Genomic DNA, 23,402 nt, shown 5'->3' on the forward strand with positions numbered 1-23,402 from the left:
CACCATGAGTGGCATTGTTCATTCCGAGCAAACCACTGAATCACTGCCTGACTATGAGAAAGTTCATGGTATTTCAGGAAGTCTTCTGTCTGTAGGCTCTGATACTTTAGCTGGAATGACGACACTCTGGATGGAAGAGTTCAAGACTTATTACCCAAACGTGAATGCGCAAGTACAAGCGTCTGGTTCATCGACTGCACCGCCAGCGTTAACTGAACGCACGGCACACTTAGGACCAATGAGCCGGCCAATGCGCCTGCGTGAGATTGAAGCTTTCGAGCGGGAGCATGGCTATAAGCCGACCGCACTTAAAGTGGCTATAGATGCGATTGGTATCTTTGTTCATCGAGACAACCCTATTGAGGGGCTCAATTTTCGCCAGATTGACGGGATCTTTTCTCAAACGCTACGCTGTGGTGCCAATCAATCTTACAAAACCTGGCAAGACTTAGGCATTGCCGAAACTTGGGCTAAGCACCCATTTCAGTTGTTTGGGCGAAACTCGGTATCAGGGACGTATGGTTACTTTAAGATGAATGCGTTATGCGGTGGTGATTTCAAAAATCGTGTAAACGAACAACCGGGCTCCGCATCTGTGGTGCAGTCGGTCTCATCATCGATCAGTGGAATAGGCTATTCAGGTATTGGCTATAGAGTGGCTGGCGTTAAGCTGATTCCCGTCGCGACTCAAGGTGAAGATTACATCGATGCCACGCGTGAAAACATCATTAATGGCAACTACCCATTGTCTCGTTTCCTTTACGTTTATGTGAACAAGCATCCAGAGAAACCTCTGTCTCCAGTAGAGCAGGAATTTTTAACTTTTGTGTTCTCAAAGCAGGGACAGGAATTAGTTGAGAAGGACGGTTACGTAGCGATTCCAAAAGAGTTTGCCCAACGAGAGCTATCTAAAGTTGGGCTTTAATCACGCTGTTTTATGACGTTTGGGTTTCGGTATTATCATCGACATTATTATCGTCGAAATTATGGTTATTGAAACTTAGCTGCCAACCGGCTTGCTCCCATAGCTCTTGCTCTTGTGCTAAATCAGCAGCGAGCAGCTTATTCTCATCTAACCAATCTGGGTTAGTGCAGCTCAGTTTCCAATGGTCTTTATCTAAGAGATCAATTTTTATATCTAACAGCGGCGCATCATTCCGCTGCCCATTCAATAAAATCGCAAGCCTTAAAATTCGGACTAAACCGATGATCTGTTTCTTTTTGAACAGGTTGAAATCGGGCATCTCCTGGAGTTTTAAAGACTTACGTTGGAAGCGTGCCAAAGTTGCCATCACCGACTGCTGTTCGCTGTTAAAGCCTGGCATATTAGTGTGTTTTAACAGGTAGGCTGAATGGCGATGGAACCCTTGAAAGCTTATGCTAAGACCGACTTCATGCAGGAGAGCGCTCCAGCTTAGTAAATCAAACAACTGACTCTTTTTCTTGATACCAAGGGAGTCTTGCAGTTGATGGATGAACTCTAAGGCTTGGCCTCTTACTCTCGCTGCATGTTCTAAGTCGACTTGATGCTTGAGTGCTAAGTTTTCAGTGGTTCGCATTCGAATATCTGAGCGTTGAAAGCGCTCTTCCATTTCATACAGCAGACCTTCGCGAAGTGCACCATCTGAAAAGTGCATCTCTTTGATTGATAGAGCTTTGAAGATACCAGTGAGAATGGCGACACCCGCAGCGAACACGGGTTGACGTTCAACGGTTAAGCCTTTGATATCAATATCTTCAATGGTCTTGTGCTCGCACAAAGTATCGATAAGATGTTCCAGTCTCTTTTCGGTAATGATTGCGTCTTCATACCCTAGACCGATCAATACTTCCTTGATGGCTTTAATTGTACCCGAAGAGCCTAGAGCAACTTCCCAACCATGCTTCTTGTATGACGCCGTCAATGGTTCGAGGCGTTGTTGGGCAGCGATGATCGCTTTAGAGAAATTCTTTGAAGAGAGTTTGTTGTTGGAGAAATAGCGATGAGTAAAGCTCACACAGCCCATTTGCTTGCTGTTGACAAGTTTGGCTTCAAAGCCTTCGCCAATGATTAATTCGGTACTCCCCCCTCCGATATCAACCACCAGCTTAGAGTCGGACTCAGGTTGCGTGTGGGCGACACCAAGATAAATGAGACGAGCTTCTTCTTGACCCGGTATTACCTCGATCGGGAAGGGAAGAATCGCTCTCGCCCTTTTGATAAAGATGTGAGCGTTGTTTGCTCGTCGCAGGGTATGAGTTGCCGCGATACGAACGTTGTCTAACTCAAAGCCTTGTAAGCGCTCTGCAAACATCGCTAAGCACTCAAGACCACGCGCCATTGCGCTGTTATTAAGGTTGGACTGGCTGTCTAAGCCAGAACCTAAGCGCACGCGCTGTTTGTGGCGACTAACCAGTTGCAGCTCTTGGCCAATGACTTTAGCCACCACCATGTGGAAACTGTTGGAACCCAAGTCTATGGCGGCGACATTTCGAACAGGCGCAGATACCGCGTCTAATGAGAGGGTATCTAGCGGAATATTCGGTTCCTGTTTAGAGGAGGCATCGTTAATTTTGCTCATCGTCTGGCTTGGGTTCCCTGGCTTTTCTAGTGTGTTTTTCGACCTGTTTTAGGTAGTCGTAGATGGCGATTTGTGAGCGAACTTTTTTACGGTTACCGCGTGGAACGTAATTGTTGCTCATCTCTTTATCAATCCACCTTGCTTTAACTGTATCGGTAAAATGGATATTTACAATATCAATAATACGTTGTTTCAAACGCTCATCACGGATCGGTGCGGCGACTTCGATACGATGATCGATGTTTCGAGTCATCCAGTCTGCGGAAGAGATGTAAACCTGAGGGTCGCCATCATTGTGAGTGATAATGACGCGAGGGTGCTCAAGGAAGCGATCAATAATACTAATGATTTCAATATTCTCACTAATACCTTCGACGCCTGGAACCAAAGAACACATACCGCGAATAATCATACGGATTTTCACGCCAGCACTGCTTGCACCGTAGAGTTTATTGATTAGCCCTTTGTCCACGAGGTTGTTCACTTTGAGGGTGATCTGCGCTTTCTTGCCTTCTTTAGCATTTGAAATTTCACCATCGATTAATCGATAGAGCTTTTTACGCGAGTTTTGTGGTGAAACAATTAAATGGTCAAACCGCACCGGTCTGTAGGGGTTCTCGATATAACCAAACACGTTTCGTACTTCGTTGGCCAAGTCTTGATCGGCAGTGAGTAGAGAGAAGTCTGTGTAGATGCGTGCATTTTTTTCATGGAAGTTGCCCGTGCCGACATGTGCATAGCGAGTAATCTCTTCTCCTTCTCGGCGGCTAATCAATATCAGCTTAGAGTGTATTTTCAAACCCGGAGCACCAAAGATAACGTGCACGCCAGCTTCTGTAAGTACCTTCGCCCACTCAATGTTGGCCTCTTCATCGAAGCGAGCTTGTAGCTCAACCACTACGGTAACGTTTTTTCCGTTGTGTACGGCATCAATGAGCGAGTTTAATAGCTTGGAATCTTTGGCTACCCGATAGACGTTGATCTTAATGCTGAGCACTTTAGGATCGAATGACGCTTGGCGGACTAATTCAGTAATATGATCAAAGGTGTGATAAGGGTAATAGAGCAGGATGTCTTTCTCTTTGATCGCATCAAAAGTATTATAGTGATGATCGAAATCCGCACACTTCATTGGTGGCAGAGGCTTGTTCTCTAAGTACTCTCGCCCCATGTTTGGGAAGGCAATAAAGTCCTTAAAGTTATGGTAGCGCCCACCTGGAATTAAGCTGTCATAGTTAGACATGCCAAGCTTCTCGCACAAAAAATGGAGCATCTTTTCAGGCATGGTGTGCTCATACACAAAGCGGACTGGCATGGCACTCAATCGTTGTGCAACCCCTTCTGACATCTGCTCTAGCAAGCTATGTTCAACTTCATAACTAAGGTCATACTCTGCATCACGAGTCATTTTCATTGCGTAGCAGTTGAGGCTGTCATATTCAAAAAAGCCCTTGAAAAGATCATCAATACAGTAACGAATGATGTTGTCGAGCAGAATAATGGTCTTACGGCGTTTACCTTTCGGTTCCGGTACTTTGACGAAGCGAGGAAGATGATCGGTTGGTATTTCGATCAAGGCATAACTCGATTGCTGATCTTTTTCTAACTCAACCGTGAGATACGCATACTCATCTTTTAAAAATTGCAATACATCAATTTCATCGGTCATCAGTAGTGGTGTAATGTGAGGCAGGATCTCTTTGCGAAAGTACTTTCGGATCCACTTTATCTGTGATTCATTAAGCTGTGTTTCGTTGACCAGGAAGATGCGTCGTCTCGCCATCTCTAGAATCAGTTCATTGTAGAGTTCATCAAACCTTTGATTGAGTTTTAGCGCTTTGGTTTGCATTTTTGCCAAGAGGTGCTTTGAATTATCATTAATGCCACGCTCCTGGTTAATCAAGATTCGACGTTTGACATCAGCAAAGCGAACTTTGTAAAACTCATCTAAATTGTTGGAAAAAATGCCCAAAAATCGGACACGTTCTATCAAAGGAACATGTTTGTCTGCGGACTCTTGCAATACCCTCTCATTAAAAGAGAGCCAGCTAAGTTCTTTTTCTATGTAGAGTTTTTCCGCATTCATTAAGACTCTCCTCGATTGACTGACGTGTTTTTTGGGGCTTAAATTATAAAAAATAAGCAGCGTATGCTCATTTTGTTACGGTATTATTGCAATTGAAAGTTTATGCAAAAGTTGCTACTAGTTTCAGTTATTTAATGTGACCTGTAATATAATTGTCATCTAATCGAAATATTATGATATTAGCTCAAAAAAGGTAGATATAAAGATGACCCCTAGCCAATTTTCACTGAAAGAAAAAGACAAGAAACGATGGTTGAAAGACCGTCTTGTCCGTTTTTCTGTGACGTGCGGCGGGGTAAGTGTTCTAGCTGCTTTAGTGCTTATCTTTATCTACCTTGCGATGGTTATCTTGCCCATCTTTTCTGATGCCGGTATTCAAGTGAGTAACAATCGTAAGTCTGTCACTGTAAATAACGCTGTTGCGCTCTCAGTTGATGAATATGGTCAACACGCTTTTACTATTGAAAACTCAGGTAAAGTTCAGTTTTGGGACTTAGTAACGCAAAACTCAGACTCTTATTTTTCTGAGCAGATCACTAAGACTCCGATCGCTTTCGCTCGAAATACGCCTGCTGAAAATTGGTTCGCTTTTGCTACGAAAAGTGGTGATATCACTTTTTTTTCGCCTAAATTCAGTGCGCCACTCTATAAACCAAACAGTGTTGCTGAACCTAAAGTTCAACGCATAAACACGATTGAACGCTTCTTGCCAGCAACAGAAAGTAACGGAGCTGAGATTGAGCAGTTTGCTTTCTCTCGTCATGGTTCACAACTGACCATCGCGGCTCAATTGACCGATCAACGTTTGTTGGTGAAATGGTTTCAATCTGATCTTCAAGGAAACTATCATCTGCAGGCGAGTCAATGGCTCTCTACTCAGTTTAGTCAACAAGATCAGATCTTGATGACGCCTGATGGCAAAACACTTTACATGAGAGCCAGCTCTGAACTGGCAGTGCTCACGCTTGACGAGCACCATTTCTCTGTCAGGGAGCTGGTGGATTTGAGTTTGAGCGATGAAAAGCATGCGGTGAAGACGATTGATCTTCTGTCTGGTGCTTACTCTCTGCTTGTGACGCATAACGATGGTCAGGTGTCTCAATGGTTTGATGTGCTGAAAGATAAGCAGCGCAGCCTCACTCATATTCGAGACTTCCAATTAGCAGAAGAAGTGCAGTTCATTCTTCCTGATACCTATCGCAAGGGTTTCTATAGCTTTTACAAAAACGGCACATTGCAAAGCCATTACACGACCAGTGAAAAACTGTCACTGTTTGAACGTGCTTTTAATAAGTCGCCGGAGTTGGCCGCGATGTCTGCCAACGAATTGCATTTAGTTGCCTTAATTGATGATGAAATTCGAGTGGCAGCGGTCGATAATGAATACCCTCAAATTTCACTCTCATCGCTTTGGCAGAAGGTGTGGTATGAAAGCTACCCAGAACCGGCTTACGTGTGGCAGTCGACGTCAGCGAATGATGACTTTGAAGAGAAATTCAGTTTAATCCCGATCACTTTCGGGACCATAAAAGCGGCGCTGTTTGCAATGCTTTTTGCAACGCCGATAGCGGTGTTGGGGGCAATTTATACAGCGTACTTCATGTCTCCAAGAATGCGTCGAGTGGTGAAACCAACGATTGAGCTGATGGAAGCTTTACCAACGGTTATTATTGGCTTCTTGGCCGGTTTATGGTTTGCACCTATTGTCGAGACACACCTCACCGCAGTCTTCTCCTTGATGGTGGCACTGCCGTTAAGTGCGCTGTTAATGGGATTGGTCTGGTACTTGTTACCTCACAGCTTTACCTGTCGATTCTCGAATGGTTGGCACGCACTGATCCTGATACCTGTACTCCTGATTACCATTGTGAGCGTGTTTGTTCTTGGCAGTCAGATCGAGGCGCTTTTGTTTGGCGGAGACATTCGTACTTTTCTGGCAGGATACGGCATTGGCTTTGACCAAAGAAATGCATTGGTGGTGGGTTTTGCTATGGGGTTTGCTGTTATCCCTACCATTTTCACTATCGCCGAAGATGCGATCTTCTCTGTGCCTAAGCATCTCTCTGACGGATCGCTGGCTTTGGGAGCTACCGCATGGCAAACACTGATTTATGTTGTGTTGCTGACTGCGAGTCCTGGTATTTTCTCTGCAATAATGATGGGGCTAGGGCGTGCCGTTGGTGAAACCATGATTGTTCTGATGGCGACAGGTAACACGCCTATTTTGGATTGGAATATTCTAGAGGGGATGAGAACCTTATCTGCAACCATTGCGGTTGAGCTGCCTGAATCTGAAGTGGGTGGCTCTCACTTCCGTTTATTGTTCTTAGCGGCGCTGCTGCTGTTTGTCTTCACTTTCGCCGTAAACTTCTTGGCTGAGTGGGTAAGACAACGACTGCGCGACAAGTATCGTGCGTTATAGTGTTCAAGGGGCAGCATAGTATTCATGGCCAATAAATTTAAATCTCTATTGAACTGGGTTAAGTCAGGTTCTCCTTGGATCTGGCTGACCGGTGGTGCGGTTAGTATCAGTATGCTTTCCGTGCTTGGTTTGATGCTGTTAATCGGCTGGAAGGGGCTTACGTACTTTTGGCCTGCACCACTCTACCAATGGCAACTTGACGATTCAGCACAGTCACAAGTCGAACTGAATGGTTCGCCAGATCGCCTTATCGGTCAGCTTTATGAGAACAAATACATTCCGATTGCTCAGATCCCCCAGTCTCATGAGCACCTATCTGAGCAGCAACTTACTACGGGCTTAGTGAAACGCCTAAGCGTCAAAGTGGCGAATCGCGAGTTGTATCCGGCAGATTTCGTATCGATTCTAGATATCAATCTACAGCAGCCAACAGAGCCGGAAGGGTGGGCAGTGATAGAGCGTAGTCGTGGTGGTTACTTCTTTGGTAAGCCAATTCGCTTTGAAAGTGCGGCTGGCTCAAGTGTGACTGATATTGACCAGTCTTTAGAAGAAGGGCTGGCGTTTGCGGATGTACTTCGTGAAGAGACGTCGCGGATTGTAAATCAAGAGATCCGTGGGATCAGTTGGCAGTTAGAGAAGTTGAGGCTTGAAAAGCGCAAACTGGAGCTGAATGAGAAAATCAGTGAGAGTTATTTGAAAAGTTATGAAGATACTCGACGCGCACTCAATCAACAACTGGATGATGCTGAACTGCGTTTAGAGCAGCTCAGAACTCAGCTCAACGTAGAGAGCCTAGTTGTCGAAGACATGACGGGACAGCAGGTTGAGATTCCATTAAGCCATATCTTAGATTACTGGTATCCGAATCAGATGAACTATGCTGAGAAAGTCACTCACTGGTTCAAACAGATCTGGAAGTTTTTGTCGGATAACCCAAGGGAGTCGAACTCTGAAGGGGGCGTTTTCCCTGCGATATTCGGCACAGTCTTGTTGGTTATCTTGATGTCGATCGTGGTGATGCCTCTTGGTGTTATTGCTGCGATTTACCTCCATGAATATGCAAAGACCAATGCACTCACGCGCTTGATTCGTATCGCGGTAATCAACTTGGCTGGTGTTCCTTCGATTGTCTATGGTGTATTTGGCTTGGGCTTCTTCGTTTATACCATTGGTGGGTCGATTGATACGCTGTTTTATGCTGAGCGTTTACCGGCTCCGACCTTTGGTACACCCGGGCTTTTATGGTCTTCATTGACTTTGGCGGTTTTAACATTGCCAGTCGTTATTGTGACGACAGAAGAAGGTTTGACGCGAATTCCTAGCGCGGTTCGTCATGGTTCGTTAGCGTTAGGGGCGACACAGTTCGAAACCTTGTGGCGAATTGTACTGCCGATGGCAAGCCCAGCAATTATTACAGGTTTGATCTTGGCGATTGCTCGTGCGGCTGGCGAAGTTGCGCCGTTAATGCTGGTGGGGGTGGTGAAGCTGGCTTCAAGCCTCCCTGTTGATGGGCAGTTTCCGTACGTTCATTTGGATCGTAAGTTTATGCACTTGGGTTTCCATATTTATGATGTTGGCTTTCAGACGTCCAACATAGAAGCAGCTAGACCTTTGGTGTACGCTACATCGTTTCTTCTCGTTACTGTGATTGTGGGGTTAAACCTGACTGCGATTAATATTCGCAATAACTTGCGTGAGAAGTACCGAATCTTAGGACAAGATTAGATGTTTTCAATTAATGAAACCTTGGGTTATTACGCCCCGCTTGATGTTCACAACCTAACGGATGAACAGACAGCCATCTCGATTGAGAGCTTAAATCTTCATTATAAAGAGAGCCAAGCGCTCGACGATATCTCAATGAAGATCCCAAAAGGGCAGGTGACGGCGTTTATCGGGCCTTCTGGGTGTGGTAAATCGACCTTGTTACGCTGCATTAACCGAATGAATGATTTGGTGGAAGGGTGTCGAGTGTCTGGCAAAGTGAAGCTTTATGGTCACAATGTTTATGATCCTCAAGTGGACGTGGCCACCTTACGCCGACGTGTGGGTATGGTTTTTCAGAGGCCAAACCCTTTCCCTAAATCGATCTATGAAAACGTGGTTTACGGCTTACGCCTTCAAGGTATGAGCAATAGCCGTGATCTTGATGATGCGGTTGAACGCTCTTTACGTGCAGCAGCCTTATGGGATGAAGTGAAAGACAGGTTGCATGAAAATGCATTTGGTCTCTCTGGCGGTCAACAGCAGCGCTTGGTGATTGCGCGTGCAGTGGCTATTGAGCCTGAAGTTCTGTTATTGGATGAACCAACGTCTGCATTGGATCCTATCTCCACTCTGACGATTGAAGAGCTGATTAACGATCTTAAAACGCAATACACGGTCGTGATTGTGACTCACAACATGCAACAAGCAGCGCGTGTCAGTGACCACACCGCGTTTATTCATATGGGTAAGTTGATCGAGTACTCAGATACAGATTCAATCTTTACTTCGCCATTGAAAAATCAAACAGAAGACTACATTACAGGAAGATACGGTTAAGCTTGCTGTTCCCATAGCAGGCCATTATTTAGGAGCTGACATGCATTTCGGTCGTCATATATCTGGACAATTTAACGTTGAACTTGAGTCTATACGTACTCATGTTCTAACTATGGGCGGCCTTGTGGAGCAGCAGCTCTCTTTTGCCATGCAAGCTCTGCACAAAGACGATATCGAGTTAGCCAAGAAAGTGATCCGTGATGATCATAAAGTCAATGCTATGGAAGTCTCGATCGATGAAGCCTGTACTCGAATCATTGCTAAGCGCCAGCCAACGGCGAAAGATCTCCGCCTAATCATGGCGATCATCAAAACCATTACCGACCTCGAGCGTATCGGTGATGTTGCCTCTAAGATTGCGCAGGGGGCAATTGATATCCCTTCAACTAAAAATCAGAAGTTTCATGTTTCATTAGAACCACTGTGTCGTCATGCGATTGCGATGTTGCATCAGGTTCTCGATGCCTTTGCACGTATGGATGTTGATGCCGCCGCAGAAGTGCATAAACTTGATGATAAGCTTGATGCAGAGTATGAAGCGGTGATTCGCCAGCTGATGACCTACATGATGGAAGACCCGAAAAATATTCCGAATATTCTACAGGTGATGTGGTCAGCTCGCGCTATTGAGCGTGTTGGTGACCGATGCCAAAACATTTGCGAGTACATCATTTACTTTGTGAAAGGAAAGGATGTACGCCATCTAGGAAACCAAAGCCTAGATGACGCACTGAAGTAGTTTGATAATCTAAATTCTTGATCTAGAGAGTCATAATGGCACCAAGGTTAACGTTAATCGTGGTGTCATAAGGAATATCAGTTTCGTTATGGTCGAAGACGTTCATGTCGGCTCCTTTGACTTCGTTCTTGATAAACCATTAACTGTGATTTCGGATAGCGTTTTTTACGGCTCTAATTTTATCTGAGCTAGTGATAGGAATAAGGTAGTCATCGATATCCTGATTTCCCATTTTTGCTTCTGATGTTCTCTTCATTAAGCTATGACGAGTGGTTTTCCCCGATAGGTGTAGTGCATTGACCTTTGGTGCTTGTAAAAGAAGTGGAGCGTTTTCAGCATTAACACCAGCCCCAGCCATAATATCGATACGACCTTTAGCCAGCTTAACCATATCATCTAAAATCTCTATTCCGTCCTCGGCCGTTGGCGCAAGCCCTGAAGTCAGTACTCGTTCAAAGCCAAGTTGAATGGCTTGTTCTAGAGTAAGCTTATAGTCTGGAGAGACATCAATTGCTCGGTGAAGCGTCATACCGAGATCTAAGTTTTTCGCCTTTTGGGTCAATCTCGCCAAAGCAATCATATCCAAACAGCCATTAGACTGAGTCACACCCAGAACAACACCTGTTAGTCCAGCTATAGCAGCCGCTTCAATATCCTCTAACATGCATTCAATGTCTTCTGCATCGAAGATGAAGTCGCCTTGTCTTGGGCGGATCATTGCGTAAACAGGAATTGAAGATAGCTGTGCTGCTTTTTTCATAAAGCCAAAACTTGGGGTTAGACCGCCTAAAGCAAGAGATGAGCAAAGTTCTATACGATCAGCGCCACCTTCGATAGCAAGGTGAAGCGACTCAAGGTTATCGATACATACTTCTAATTCAGGTTTCATTTTTTCATTCCGAAGAGGGGGTAACGGGATGATAGCAATTGAAAGTAATAAAAGGGTAGAGGGAATCGGAGTGAAATAGGGGTAAATCTTTTCAGTAACCACTGCCTCAATTTAGAGGCTTGAGGTGAGTCGATAAGAAAGTGCCCGGCCAATATAACAAAAGCCCGAAGCATGAACTTCGGGCTTTTAATAAGACTTTACTTCTTAACTGATTGGCGTTGCACTTTGTGCTATTGCTTTACGCTTCTTGTGCCTTTGGCTACTAAGAGAGCTTCCAACCATTCACCCGGGTTGAGCGCGGGCTTAAGAATGTAATTACTTGCTTAGGTCGTCTGCGTGCTCAGATAGGAATGCTGCAACACCTTTTGGAGATGCGTCCATACCTGATTTGCCTTCTTCCCATTGTGCAGGACAAACTTCACCGTTCTTCTCGTGGAAGTTTAGTGCGTCTACCATGCGTAGCATTTCGTCGATGTTACGGCCTAGTGGTAGGTCGTTAACTACTTGGTGACGTACAAGACCGTCAGCGTCGATTAGGAAAGAACCACGGAAAGCAACGCCAGCTTCTGGGTGCTCAACGTCGTATGCTTTACAGATTTCGTGCTTAACGTCAGCAACTAGTGGGTATTTAACTTGACCGATACCGCCGTCAGCGATAGCAGTGTTACGCCATGCGTTGTGAGAGAATTGAGAATCGATAGAAACACCGATTACTTCAACGCCTTTAGCTTGGAAATCTTCTAGACGGTTGTCGAAAGCGATAAGCTCTGAAGGACAAACGAATGTGAAGTCTAGTGGGTAGAAGAAAACAACCGCTTTCTTACCTTTTGTGAACTCTGCGAAGTTGAAGTTATCAACGATTTCACCGTTACCTAGAACAGCTGCTGCAGTAAAGTCAGGGGCTTGACGACCTACTAGTACCATTTTGGAATCTCCTAAAAAATTAGTTGGCCCAATACTTCTTTGATTGGGCTCCGTTTCTACGCGACAAACTATAGTACAATCGGTACTATAGAAAAAAGCGAATTAAATAGATTGAGTTAATCGAAAAAAACGATAAACCTTCTCTTTGTCCTTTCCAAGTCTATCGACCGTTTAGGAAGCGTAGACTCCAAATTATCTTACTCATATTACAAAGTAATTTCATGAATAAATGGCCAAGTCTTAAGCAACTTCACTATCTGGTGACACTCCATGAAACACGTCACTTTGGTGATGCCGCTGAGCGTTGTTTCGTGAGTCAATCGACTCTAAGTAAAGGTATACAAAATCTTGAAGAGTTGATCGGGTGTCCTCTATATGAAAAGAAAGATAAGAAGAGCCCACTGGTGTTTACTCATGCAGGTGAACAGGTGGTAGAGCATGGGCGTGAGCTGCTAGCCAAAGGGCAAGACTTGGTTGAGCTAGGGCGACTATGCCAAGGCGGTGATATGCAGGGGCAGCTTAAAGTGGGCTGTATTCCGACGATTGCCCCTTTTCTTTTATGTAATCTCGTTCAAGAGGTCAATGTTCGCTTCCCAGAATTGAACATGTTGCTGCGTGAAGATACCACTACGAATTTGTTGGCTGCGTTACGTCAAGGTGAGCTAGATGTCTTGATACTAGCGTTGCCTGTCGATATTGATGGAATGGAAAGCCAAATTGTCGGCAGTGATCCGTTTCGAATGATCATAAGTCGTAATCAAGCGGATGCGATTCGCACGCCAATCAAATATGCCGATCTTCCGGATGAGTCGGTGTTCCTTTTAGAAAAAGAGCACTGTTTAACCGAGCATGCAGTGTCGGCTTGTCAATTGACTGATAAAGAGAAGATCAATCCGTTTTCTGCAACCAGCCTTCACACGTTAGTGCAAATGGTCGCCAATGGTTTAGGCACAACATTCATTCCTCAGATGGCGATTGATCATGGTTTGATTGAGAACCAGAACTTGGTGGTGGTCGATGCGCCGGGGCAACAAGCCCACCGTCACATTGGTTTAGTGTGGCGTCCTAGTTCTTCACGAGTAAGCACATTCAATCAGTTGGCAGAAGTGGTGTCGGAATTACTTTAATCTTTTTTGTATTCACGATAGCAATAAGTATTAAGTCAAATTTCCTAATAGCTCAAATAAAAGCACACTGCATTCAGTGTGCTTTTTAGTATTTTGTTCTGTTGAAATGCTTTTGTTCAACTGCAAATAATGGAAGGTTTGTTAGATAGCTTTCATTCAATTGTGAAATTTCACACGATGAATTTTACACATTTCTTTTTGCTCCTTGTTTAACTTTCCTGATGCATAGGCTCAACAGTGGTTGAAGATTAACGGTAATCTCATGTTTACTTCGAATTAAACGGTTGTTTTAAACTGGGCATTGCTCAATTTTTCAACGTAATAAAATTACGTAAATCCTCGAAGAGTAAGCTGTGAAAAAGCCACTTAGATCACAACGATATAAAGCTTTGAATTTAACTTTTTATTAACTTTAGACCTTTTGCTCTATCTTGGTTTGGGGTAGATTAACTGCATGAAGATTAAGACTTATGTCTAGCTGTAGCTTACTTGTAATCGATTTCAAATTTGGAGATGGTAATAAGCGAAAGCAGCATGGAGCAGACATATATCGACGAGCAATCCCCCATAATATTAATCAGCTTGTCGATGCAAAATGTCGTTTTTGAGTTACAAACGTTTTTAGCGTTATGGCTCGTATTTAGATTGATAGAGATAGTGTCGAAACAGGGAAGTATGTTTGCTACATAAAAACCAAAGCAGACATACCTTACGCCACAGGCAAGCTTGAGGGATTAGGTACCCTTTCACCTAGCCCTTAAGTTATTTTCCCGAAATGAAGCCCAAACCTTTTTATATGTACAAGAGTGCAAAATGCGAAATCAAGGAGTGCTGTGATAAGCAAAGATATAAGCAAAAAGTAGGAAGGCCGCCTACCTATATAAGAGTGGAAACCAGATCGAGCTATAACAAGATTCCTTACTGTTTACAGGAACGCATGAAACCCTGACCTTCGAGCGGCCCAATCCAGCCGCTCATTTTTTTGTCTGTCATCTATCAAAATTCACCGAGCGAGACGAACGGAATCAAGCTTGTTGAATTCTATTTGGACAATAAGCCCGCTTTAAAGAGCGTTTACTACACCTCAATCTCTTCAGGTTCACTCTCTTCTTGCAGCTCCAGTAGATTGATCGCAATGGTCACGAAGTCACTGTCTGTGATGATGCCAACCAACTCACCGTGCTCTAAAACAGGTAAACAACCTACCTTGTGTTTCTGCATATAAATAGCTGACTCTTTGAGCCCTGCCCTCGGTTCAACTGACATGACGTTCTTGTGCATGATGTCATTGAGTGGTGTGGCGAGAGTATAAGATTGAGCTTGAGGGATATTTTGTAGGCTGGATTCTTGAGCGGCAAGGACATCACGTTGAGTCACGACACCAAGCAGTTTTCTGTCTGCATCTACGACTGGAATATGCCGTATATCCAAAGCTTCCATGGTGTGTTTAGCATCAGCGAGTGAGTGTGAGCGCAATAGGGTATGAGGGTTGCGAGTCATCATGTCTTCAACCTTGATCATACAGACCTCCTTATTATTCCGTTTTACTACTCCAACTATAGATTTATCTCCTCAAAATATCTGAGAGCTAACTCATTATTGGGTGACTTTTATGCAACAAATGTCGTTAAAGTCACGTCCGATTTGACGTCGAATTTTTACGCCTATTTACAATAATCGGGTACTCAAAACCTTGCTATTGCGTCACGTGTGCCTATACTAGCCCACTGCGAAAAATTTAGTCGCGGCTTTGTGTCGTCTACTAAATTGACCTCATCCAACTAAACAAGACTAGAAAAATGCAAGTTTCAGATTTTCACTTTGACCTACCCGATGAACTCATTGCTCGCTACCCACAAGAGGAGCGCACAGCAAGCCGCCTATTAAAGCTAGATGGCAATACGGGTAACCTAAATGATGGCTCATTTAAAGATGTTCTAGACTTGGTTGAACCAGGTGACTTAGTCGTCTTCAACAATACTCGAGTTATCCCTGCACGTGTTTTTGGCCGCAAGGCTTCAGGCGGTAAGCTAGAGGTGCTTGTCGAGCGCATGTTGGATGAGAAAAGCATTCTTGCACACGTTCGTTGTTCAAAATCACCAAAGCCGGGCACACAGTTGTTCTTGGGTGAGAACGACGAATATGAAGCAGAGATGGTCGCACGTCATGATGCACTGTTTGAGATTCGCTTTACTTCTGAAGAGAGCGTTCTAGATATCTTGAACAGCGTTGGTCATATGCCGCTGCCACCTTACATCGATCGTCCAGATGAAGATGCAGATAAAGAGCGTTACCAGACCGTCTATAATGAGAAACCGGGTGCGGTAGCTGCGCCAACGGCGGGTCTTCACTTTGATGACAAGCTAATGGCTGATATGAAAGCTAAAGGTGTTGAGTTTGCTTATGTGACGCTTCACGTTGGTGCGGGTACATTCCAACCAGTGAAAGTGGACAACATTAATGACCACCATATGCATGCTGAATATGTTGAAGTACCACAAGAAGTTGTTGATGCGATCGCGGCAACTAAAGCTCGTGGTGGCCGTATCATCGCTGTTGGTACTACATCAGTTCGCTCTCTTGAGAGTGCTGCGCAAGATGCTCTGAAGAAAGGTACTGAGCTTGTACCATTCTTTGGTGATACAGAGATCTTCATCTTCCCTGGTTATGAGTACCAGCTGGTGGATTGTCTGATCACCAACTTCCACCTGCCAGAATCAACTCTGATCATGCTGGTGAGTGCTTTTGCTGGTTACGACAACGTGATGGGTGCTTACAATCATGCCGTGAAGAGCGAGTACCGCTTCTTCAGCTACGGTGACGCGATGTTCATCAACAAAAAAACAAGCTAATTTTAGCCAGTAATAAGCGATATAAATAGAATTTACGGGTGCTAGCAGTAGGCTAGGAGAGAGGTTGAGCATCAGCCTCTTTCTCGCAAGGAATCCGCGACCGCTCCTCATAGAGTCTTAAGACGAACTTAAGCTCTGAATTAACAGTCAGATTGTTTCTCTGGCATATTGGAGGCTTCGTGAAATTAAAATACGAACTTAAGAAAACAAACGCTGGTGCACGTCGTGGTCAACTTCAGTTTGAACGCGGTACCGTTGAAACACCAGCATTCATGCCTGTAGGTACGTACGGTACTGTAAAAGGTATGACTCCTGAAGAAGTAAAAGACACAGGTGCTGAAATCCTACTGGGTAACACATTCCACCTATGGCTACGTCCTGGTCAAGAAATCATGAAAATGCACGGTGACTTGCACGATTTCATGAACTGGCAAGGTCCTATCCTTACCGATTCAGGCGGCTTCCAAGTATTCAGCTTAGGTGCGATGCGTAAAATCACTGAAGAGGGTGTACATTTCCGCAACCCTGTAAACGGTGACAAGATCTTCATGGACGCAGAAAAGTCGATGGAAATCCAAAAAGACCTAGGTTCAGACATCGTTATGATCTTCGATGAGTGTACGCCTTACCCTGCGACACACAAAGAAGCGAAAGACTCTATGGAGATGTCTCTACGTTGGGCTGAACGTTCACGTAACCACTTCGACAAACTTGAAAACCCGAACTCACTATTCGGTATCGTTCAAGGTGGTGTGTACGAAGACCTACGTGATATCTCTGTTAAAGGTCTAACTGAAATTGGCTTCGACGGTTACGCGGTTGGTGGTCTAGCAGTAGGCGAACCAAAAGAAGACATGCACCGCATTCTTGAGCACACATGTCCTCAACTGCCAGAAGACAAACCGCGCTACCTAATGGGCGTAGGTAAACCTGAAGACCTAGTTGAAGGTGTTCGTCGTGGTATCGACATGTTTGACTGTGTAATGCCAACGCGAAATGCACGTAACGGTCACCTATTTGTGACTGAAGGTGTGATCAAGATCCGTAATGCGAAGCATAAAACGGATACAACGCCACTAGATTCAGAGTGTGACTGTTACACTTGTAAGAACTACAGCAAGTCTTACCTACATCATCTAGACCGTTGTAACGAAATCCTAGGTGCGCGCCTGAACACGATTCACAACCTGCGCTTCTATCAACGTGTTATGTCTGATATCCGTAAAGCGATTGATGAAGACCGTTTTGAAGCGTTTGTGGAAGAGTTCTACGCAAGAATGGGACGTGAAGTTCCACCACTAGGTAAAGAATCTTAGTATTTCTTTTGCGAGCCCCGTCTCTATTCATAGGGATGGGGCTTGAAAATAAAGGGATGCAACCCAATAAGACAAACAATTACGAAAATATAAATAGAGGATGTTTTAATGTTTATTTCTCAAGCACATGCAGCAGCAGAAGGTGCACCAGCTGGCGGCGGTTTTGAAATGCTAATCATGCTAGGTATGTTCGCGGTGATCTTCTACTTCATGATCTACCGTCCACAAGCTAAGCGTGTTAAAGAGCACAAAAACCTAATGGCTTCGATGGGTAAAGGTGATGAAGTTCTAACAAGCGGTGGTCTGATCGGTAAGATCACTAAAATCGCTGAAGACAATGACTACGTTGCAATCGAACTGAACCCAAACAACGAAGTAGTGATCAAGAAAGACTTCGTTACAGCAGTGCTACCAAAAGGTACTCTGAAATCTCTATAAACAGCTAGAGGATCCTCGCTGTGCTAAACCGTTATCCGTTATGGAAGTACCTGATGGTGATGTTTACCATTGCCATCGCTGCGTTGTACGCACTTCCAAATCTATACGGTGAAGATCCGGCAGTTCAAGTTACAGGGGCGCGTGGCGCCTCTGTAGATATGTCTACGCTGGATACTGTCACCAAAGCTCTTGAAGCCGAGAGCCTTCCCACTAAATCCGTTGCTCTAGAAAACGGTTCTATTCTTGTACGCTTTAACGATACCGATACTCAAATCAGTGCGCGTGATGTGATCACTGAAGCTTTGAATGAAGATGTTATCGTTGCCTTAAACTTAGCGGCTTCAACTCCAGACTGGCTTGAATCAATTGGTGCGGCACCAATGAAGCTTGGCCTTGACCTACGTGGTGGTGTTCACTTCTTGATGGAAGTGGATATGGATGCTGCGATGGAAAAACTGGTAGGCCAACAAGAAGAAGCGTTCCGTAGCGAACTTCGTGAAGAGAAAATCCGTTACCGTGCAATTCGTCCATCTGGTAAAGATGCGGTTGAAGTACTGCTACGTAACGAGGAGCAACTTGCAGCGGCGAAAACGTTGCTAGAGTCTCTGCACCCAGATATGACTTTCGTTGATTCTGAGTCGAACGGTCGTTTCTCTCTGATTGCTAACTTTACTGAAACTCGTCTGCAAGAGATCCGTAACTACGCTGTAGAGCAGAACATCACCATCCTTCGTAACCGTGTTAACGAATTAGGTGTTGCTGAGCCGCTAGTTCAACGTCAAGGCGCAAGCCGTATCGTAGTTGAGCTACCAGGTGTTCAAGACACTGCTCGTGCAAAAGAGATTCTTGGCGCGACGGCAACGCTTGAATTCCGTGAAGTTGATAGCTCTGCGGATCTGGCTGCAGCTGCGGCAGGTCGTGCACCAGCAGGTAGCGAAATTAAGCAAGACCGTGATGGTCGCCCTGTTGTTCTTAAGAAGCGCGTTATCCTAGGCGGTTCGAGCATTACAGATGCAAGCTCAAGTGTTGATGAATATGGTCGTCCTCAAGTTAACATCTCGCTAGACAGCGAAGGTGGTAGCAAGATGTCTGCGTTCTCTCGTCAAAATATCGGTAAGCTAATGGCAACCGTATTTGCAGAGTACAAAGACAGCGGTCGTAAGACACCTGAAGGCAAAGTGATTCTAAGTAAGCACGAAGAAGTGATTAACCAAGCAACGATTCAATCTGCGCTAGGCCGTAACTTCCGTATTACGGGTATCGATTCTGCTGCTGAAGCACACAACCTTGCACTTCTTCTACGTGCTGGTGCTCTGATTGCACCTATCTCGATTGTTGAAGAACGTACCATCGGTCCATCTATGGGTCAGCAGAACATTGATATGGGTATCATGGCGATGATCTGGGGTATGGCTGCAGTAATGCTATTTACGCTTGTTTACTACCGTCGCTTTGGCTTGATTGCTAACGTAGCGCTAATGGCGAACTTGGTGTTGATTATCGGTGTGATGTCGATGATTCCAGGTGCGACGATGACGCTACCGGGTATCGCAGGTATCGTCTTGACGGTCGGTATGGCGGTCGATGCGAACGTACTCATTTTCGAACGTATTCGAGAAGAACTACGTGAAGGTCGTAGCCCACAGCAAGCGATTCACCAAGGTTATGCGAACGCATTCAGCACCATTGCCGATGCCAACATCACTACACTACTAACGGCAATCATTCTATTTGCTGTTGGTACAGGTGCGATTAAAGGCTTCGCGGTAACGCTGTCTATCGGTATTCTGACCTCTATGTTTACAGCTATCGTAGGTACACGTTGTATCGTGAACCTAATGTATGGCGGTAAGCGTGTAAACAAACTGTCGATCTAAGGCTAGGAATTAATATGTTTCAGATTCTAAAAGCAGACAAATTGATCGACTTTATGCGTTGGTCAAAGGTAGCTTTTGTTCTTTCTATCTTAATGATTGGTACAGCCATCTTTACTCTATCAACCAAGTCGTTGAACTGGGGTCTAGACTTTACTGGCGGTACCCTGATTGAAGTTGGTTTTGAGCAACCAGCGAACCTTGAAAACATCCGTTCGGCACTAGAAGCAAAAGGTTTTGGTGACGCGACCGTTCAGAACTTCGGTTCTGCTCGTGATGTTATGGTTCGTCTACGTCCACGTGAAGGTGTGGCGGGCGAAACGCTAGGCAACCAGATCCTATCAGCTATCGAACAAGGTACAGGTGAGCAAGTTGAAATGCGCCGTATTGAGTTCGTTGGTCCAAACGTTGGTGATGAGCTAACAGAAGCGGGTGGCTTGGCTATCCTTGTTTCTCTTATCTGTATCTTGATCTACGTATCGGTACGATTCGAATGGCGTTTGGCGGCAGGTGCGGTACTTGCACTGGCGCACGACGTTATCATCACGCTGGGCGTATTCTCTCTAATGCAAATTGAAGTCGACCTGACCATCGTAGCAGCCTTGCTAACGGTAGTCGGTTACTCACTCAACGATACCATTGTTGTATTCGACCGTATCCGTGAAAACTTCCGTAAGATGCGTAAAGGCGAAGCGCCTGAAGTACTGAACAGCTCAATCACTCAAACATTGAGCCGTACATTGATCACTTCTGGTACAACTTTGTTCGTAGTTATCGCTCTATTCGTTCAGGGTGGTGCGATGATTCACGGCTTCGCTACAGCACTTCTACTGGGTATCACAGTAGGTACTTACTCTTCTATCTATGTTGCTTCGGCGCTAGCAATGAAGTTGGGTATCACGCGTGAGCACCTAATGCCACCTCAAGTGGAAAAAGAAGGCGAAGAGTTTGACGAAATGCCATAGGCGCTATGCTGAATGACATTTACAAACCGAAAAAACCGCTAGGCAACTAGCGGTTTTTTTATGCCTGAATTTTGTAGGAAAACTCAATACAAATTAAGGTCGAAGTGAGTTGCACTTAATGTCATAAGCGCTATTCTGCTCGCATCTCGCATCTCGCATCTCGCATCTCGCATCTCGCATCTCGCATCTCGCATCTCGCATCTCACATCCCTGAACCACAGATACTAAAAAGCCCCGCAATTGCGAGGCTTTGAATCTTTTAGCTCTTAATTTTATAGAGGCTATCAACGTAAGGCTTAAATTACTTCAGCATGCCTTCGTTTGCGTTCTCACGAACGTGTTTAAGAATTGCTTTAACACCGCGAGCGCTTGAAGCAACAACGTTACCAGACTTCATGTAGTCAGTACCGCCAGCGAAATCAGTTAGGATTGCGCCTGCTTCACGAGCAATTAGATCACCAGCAGCCATATCCCACGGTTTTAGATCTAACTCTAGGTAACCGTCAACACGGCCAGCTGCTAGGTAACATAGGTCTAGTGCTGGAGAACCAGTACGACGGAAGTCAGAACAATCTACGAATAAACCAGAGATGATCTTCATGAAAGATTCAGAGTGTTGCTTAGCTTTGAATGGGAAACCTGCAGCTAGGATAGAACCTTGTAGGTCTTTCAGCTGAGTTACACGCATACGAGCGTTGTTTAGTTGAGCACCAGCGCCACGTTGAGCTGTGAATAGCTCGTTTAGCATTGGGTCGTAAACACACGCTACTTCAGTACGGCCGTTCATGCGAACAGCGATAGATATTGCGAAGTGTGGGAAGCCTTTAACGAAGTTGTTGGTGCCATCTAGTGGGTCAACGATCCATTGAACATCAGAGTCTTTACCTTCAGTAAGACCGTTCTCTTCTGAAACAATGCTGTGCTCTGGGTAAGAAGCTTTGATTGTTTCAATAATCATGTATTCAGCTTCTTTAGCAATATTTACAACGTAATCGTTGTTGCCTTTCAAAGATGTTTCGATCTTATCAGTTGTTTCTAGAGATTTAGCAATGTGATTGCCTGCTTTACGCGCAGCGCGAATAGCAATGTTTAGCATTGGATGCATATGGAGATTCCCACAAGATGTTAAAGAACGATTTAAAGCGGCGGCGAGTATACCAAAGTTTTTGCAAAAGGGAAGTGGTTATTTTTTGAACTCTTGAAATCACATTCCTGTTAGGGTCTGACCATTTTACTTTGTGATGTGTTAATATCTCGCGATTATTTTTAAAGTGGTGTCATATAGCATGTTAGACAATGTAAAAGTCGTTCTCGTTGGTACTTCTCACTCGGGTAATATCGGCTCTGCCGCTCGTGCGATGAAAGTTATGGGTTTAAGCCAATTAGTATTGGTGGATCCTCAGTGTGAAGTCGATGAGCAAACAATGGCTTTGGCAGCAGGTGCTGGTGACATTGCAGAGAATGCGATCATCGTATCAACGTTAGAAGAAGCGGTGAAAGATTGCGGTTTGGTTGTAGGCTCTAGTGCTCGTTCTCGCACATTAGAGTGGCCGATGCTTGAACCGCGTGAGTGTGGTGAGAAGTTCGCTATCGAAGGGAAAAAACACCCGGTGGCGCTTATCTTTGGTCGTGAGCGTACGGGGTTAACGAATGATGAGCTACAAAAGTGTCACTATCATGTTTGTATTCCGGCTAACCCAGAGTACAGCTCATTAAACCTAGCGATGGCGGTTCAGACATTGAGCTATGAAGTTCGTGTTGCCCACCTAAATCAAGAGGCGAGTCAGTACCCTCCACAAGCTGAAGATGAGTACCCACGTCACGAAGAGCTCGAAATGTTCTACGAGCACCTTGAAAAAGTGATTACGGATACCCAATTCATCTCTAAGGACAAACCGGGTCAGGTGATGAATAAACTTCGTCGCCTTTTTAGTCGTGCACGTCCTGAAATCCAAGAAATTAATACATTACGTGGTATTTTGACTTCGGTTGAGAAGTCTCGAAAGGGTGAGTAAGTACCCATAAATTCCGTAAGGATGAATACCTGACTAAAATAGTCAACTAAATACTTGACCAATTTGGTCGGGTATGGGAAAATTCCAACCACATAAACAATGTGGATACGGTGTGATATGAAACTTACATCTAAAGGAAGATATGCGGTCACAGCTATGCTAGATGTAGCACTGCATTCGCAAAAAAGTCCTGTACCTCTGGCTGACATCTCTGAACGCCAAGGTATTTCGTTATCTTACTTAGAACAACTATTTTCTAAGTTACGCAAAGCTGGCTTAGTCGCTAGTGTTCGCGGCCCAGGTGGTGGTTACCGTTTGGGTGCTGAAGCGGGCGATATCGCTGTCGGAACTGTGATTGCAGCAGTAGACGAATCAGTGGATGCGACTAAGTGTCACGGTCGAGCAGATTGCCAAGGTGGTAGTCGTTGTTTAACTCACACTTTATGGCGTGACTTAAGCTCCCGAATCAGCAGCTTCTTAAATGACATTACGCTCGGTGAGCTAATGAAAGATAACGAAGTCTTAGAAATTTCTGATCGTCAAGATATTGATCTTGCGGTTAATAATGGTTTTGCACATAAAAATACGAGCACTACAACGATTAGTGCAGCACCTCACGGTGCTAATGCCCGCACTTAAGCGGTCAGTTT

19 protein-coding genes are annotated in these 23,402 nt (G+C 44.8%); 13 read left to right on the forward strand and 6 right to left on the reverse strand.

Annotated features, from left to right (window positions below):
- Positions 1-4 precede the first annotated feature (4 nt).
- Positions 5-925 carry a PstS family phosphate ABC transporter substrate-binding protein gene (locus tag vsple_RS02830; protein ID WP_261883113.1) on the forward strand — a complete coding sequence of 307 codons (921 nt, stop codon included), beginning with the start codon at positions 5-7 and terminating at the stop codon, positions 923-925.
- Positions 926-935: 10 nt separating this feature from the next.
- Here vsple_RS02830 and vsple_RS02835 read toward each other — a convergent pair whose 3' ends face one another.
- Complete coding sequence (locus vsple_RS02835; protein ID WP_261883114.1) at positions 936-2,432, reverse strand: Ppx/GppA phosphatase family protein; 1,497 nt, start codon at positions 2,430-2,432, stop codon at positions 936-938.
- A gap of 115 nt (positions 2,433-2,547) precedes the next feature.
- Positions 2,548-4,647: a polyphosphate kinase 1 gene (gene ppk1, locus vsple_RS02840; RefSeq protein WP_261882615.1), complete on the reverse strand. Its 2,100-nt coding sequence runs from the start codon at positions 4,645-4,647 to the stop codon at positions 2,548-2,550.
- 205 nt (positions 4,648-4,852) lie between these two features.
- Here ppk1 and vsple_RS02845 point away from each other — a divergent pair, with 205 nt between their 5' ends.
- The 4 genes from vsple_RS02845 to phoU are packed head-to-tail and all read left to right on the forward strand — an operon-like array spanning position 4,853 to position 10,352.
- Positions 4,853-7,069 (forward strand): ABC transporter permease subunit, encoded by a 2,217-nt coding sequence (locus vsple_RS02845; protein ID WP_255231392.1) that lies wholly within the window; start codon positions 4,853-4,855, stop codon positions 7,067-7,069.
- A gap of 24 nt (positions 7,070-7,093) precedes the next feature.
- Positions 7,094-8,794 (forward strand): phosphate ABC transporter permease PstA, encoded by a 1,701-nt coding sequence (pstA, locus tag vsple_RS02850; RefSeq protein WP_261882616.1) that lies wholly within the window; start codon positions 7,094-7,096, stop codon positions 8,792-8,794.
- A complete protein-coding gene (gene pstB, locus vsple_RS02855) occupies positions 8,795-9,613 on the forward strand; it encodes a phosphate ABC transporter ATP-binding protein PstB (RefSeq protein WP_255231390.1) in 819 nt (272 codons plus the stop codon). It begins immediately after the preceding gene.
- Positions 9,614-9,653: 40 nt separating this feature from the next.
- On the forward strand, positions 9,654-10,352 hold the full coding sequence (phoU, locus tag vsple_RS02860; protein WP_032551280.1) for a phosphate signaling complex protein PhoU: 699 nt from the start codon (positions 9,654-9,656) through the stop codon (positions 10,350-10,352).
- Positions 10,353-10,491: 139 nt separating this feature from the next.
- Here the strand turns inward: phoU and vsple_RS02865 are convergent, their stop codons facing one another.
- Together vsple_RS02865 and vsple_RS02870 are read right to left on the reverse strand one after the other, a co-directional pair.
- Complete coding sequence (locus vsple_RS02865) at positions 10,492-11,241, reverse strand: copper homeostasis protein CutC (RefSeq protein WP_261882617.1); 750 nt, start codon at positions 11,239-11,241, stop codon at positions 10,492-10,494.
- A gap of 315 nt (positions 11,242-11,556) precedes the next feature.
- Positions 11,557-12,165: a peroxiredoxin C gene (locus vsple_RS02870; protein ID WP_004740353.1), complete on the reverse strand. Its 609-nt coding sequence runs from the start codon at positions 12,163-12,165 to the stop codon at positions 11,557-11,559.
- Between the two features lie 221 nt (positions 12,166-12,386).
- Between vsple_RS02870 and vsple_RS02875 the strand changes: the two genes are divergently transcribed.
- A complete protein-coding gene (locus vsple_RS02875; RefSeq protein WP_239842326.1) occupies positions 12,387-13,292 on the forward strand; it encodes a hydrogen peroxide-inducible genes activator in 906 nt (301 codons plus the stop codon).
- Between the two features lie 1,077 nt (positions 13,293-14,369).
- Here the strand turns inward: vsple_RS02875 and vsple_RS02880 are convergent.
- The gene (locus tag vsple_RS02880) at positions 14,370-14,813 is read right to left on the reverse strand and encodes a CBS domain-containing protein (RefSeq protein ID WP_255231388.1); all 444 of its coding nucleotides are present in this window, start codon (positions 14,811-14,813) and stop codon (positions 14,370-14,372) included.
- 278 nt (positions 14,814-15,091) lie between these two features.
- Between vsple_RS02880 and queA the strand changes: the two genes are divergently transcribed.
- The 5 genes from queA to secF all read left to right on the forward strand — a co-directional run bounded on the left by queA (position 15,092) and on the right by secF (position 20,737).
- Positions 15,092-16,144: a tRNA preQ1(34) S-adenosylmethionine ribosyltransferase-isomerase QueA gene (gene queA / locus vsple_RS02885; protein ID WP_261882618.1), complete on the forward strand. Its 1,053-nt coding sequence runs from the start codon at positions 15,092-15,094 to the stop codon at positions 16,142-16,144.
- Between the two features lie 179 nt (positions 16,145-16,323).
- Positions 16,324-17,460 (forward strand): tRNA guanosine(34) transglycosylase Tgt, encoded by a 1,137-nt coding sequence (gene tgt / locus vsple_RS02890; RefSeq protein WP_261882619.1) that lies wholly within the window; start codon positions 16,324-16,326, stop codon positions 17,458-17,460.
- A gap of 108 nt (positions 17,461-17,568) precedes the next feature.
- A complete protein-coding gene (yajC, locus tag vsple_RS02895; protein WP_032551291.1) occupies positions 17,569-17,898 on the forward strand; it encodes a preprotein translocase subunit YajC in 330 nt (109 codons plus the stop codon).
- A 20-nt stretch (positions 17,899-17,918) separates the two neighbouring features.
- Positions 17,919-19,775 carry a protein translocase subunit SecD gene (gene secD, locus vsple_RS02900; RefSeq protein WP_255231385.1) on the forward strand — a complete coding sequence of 619 codons (1,857 nt, stop codon included), beginning with the start codon at positions 17,919-17,921 and terminating at the stop codon, positions 19,773-19,775.
- Positions 19,776-19,789: 14 nt separating this feature from the next.
- Positions 19,790-20,737 carry a protein translocase subunit SecF gene (gene secF, locus vsple_RS02905; RefSeq protein WP_032551294.1) on the forward strand — a complete coding sequence of 316 codons (948 nt, stop codon included), beginning with the start codon at positions 19,790-19,792 and terminating at the stop codon, positions 20,735-20,737.
- Positions 20,738-21,038: 301 nt separating this feature from the next.
- Here secF and suhB read toward each other — a convergent pair whose 3' ends face one another.
- The gene (gene suhB, locus vsple_RS02910; RefSeq protein ID WP_261882620.1) at positions 21,039-21,842 is read right to left on the reverse strand and encodes an inositol-1-monophosphatase; all 804 of its coding nucleotides are present in this window, start codon (positions 21,840-21,842) and stop codon (positions 21,039-21,041) included.
- Between the two features lie 181 nt (positions 21,843-22,023).
- Here suhB and trmJ point away from each other — a divergent pair, with 181 nt between their 5' ends.
- Both trmJ and iscR read left to right on the forward strand, forming a co-directional pair.
- A complete protein-coding gene (gene trmJ / locus vsple_RS02915) occupies positions 22,024-22,752 on the forward strand; it encodes a tRNA (cytosine(32)/uridine(32)-2'-O)-methyltransferase TrmJ (RefSeq protein WP_255231384.1) in 729 nt (242 codons plus the stop codon).
- A gap of 117 nt (positions 22,753-22,869) precedes the next feature.
- Positions 22,870-23,391, forward strand: coding sequence for a Fe-S cluster assembly transcriptional regulator IscR (iscR, locus tag vsple_RS02920; protein ID WP_255231383.1), 522 nt, complete (start codon positions 22,870-22,872; stop codon positions 23,389-23,391).
- The last annotated feature ends 11 nt before the right edge of the window (positions 23,392-23,402 follow it).

Source organism: Vibrio pelagius (assembly GCF_024347575.1).
Lineage (GTDB): Bacteria > Pseudomonadota > Gammaproteobacteria > Enterobacterales > Vibrionaceae > Vibrio > Vibrio pelagius.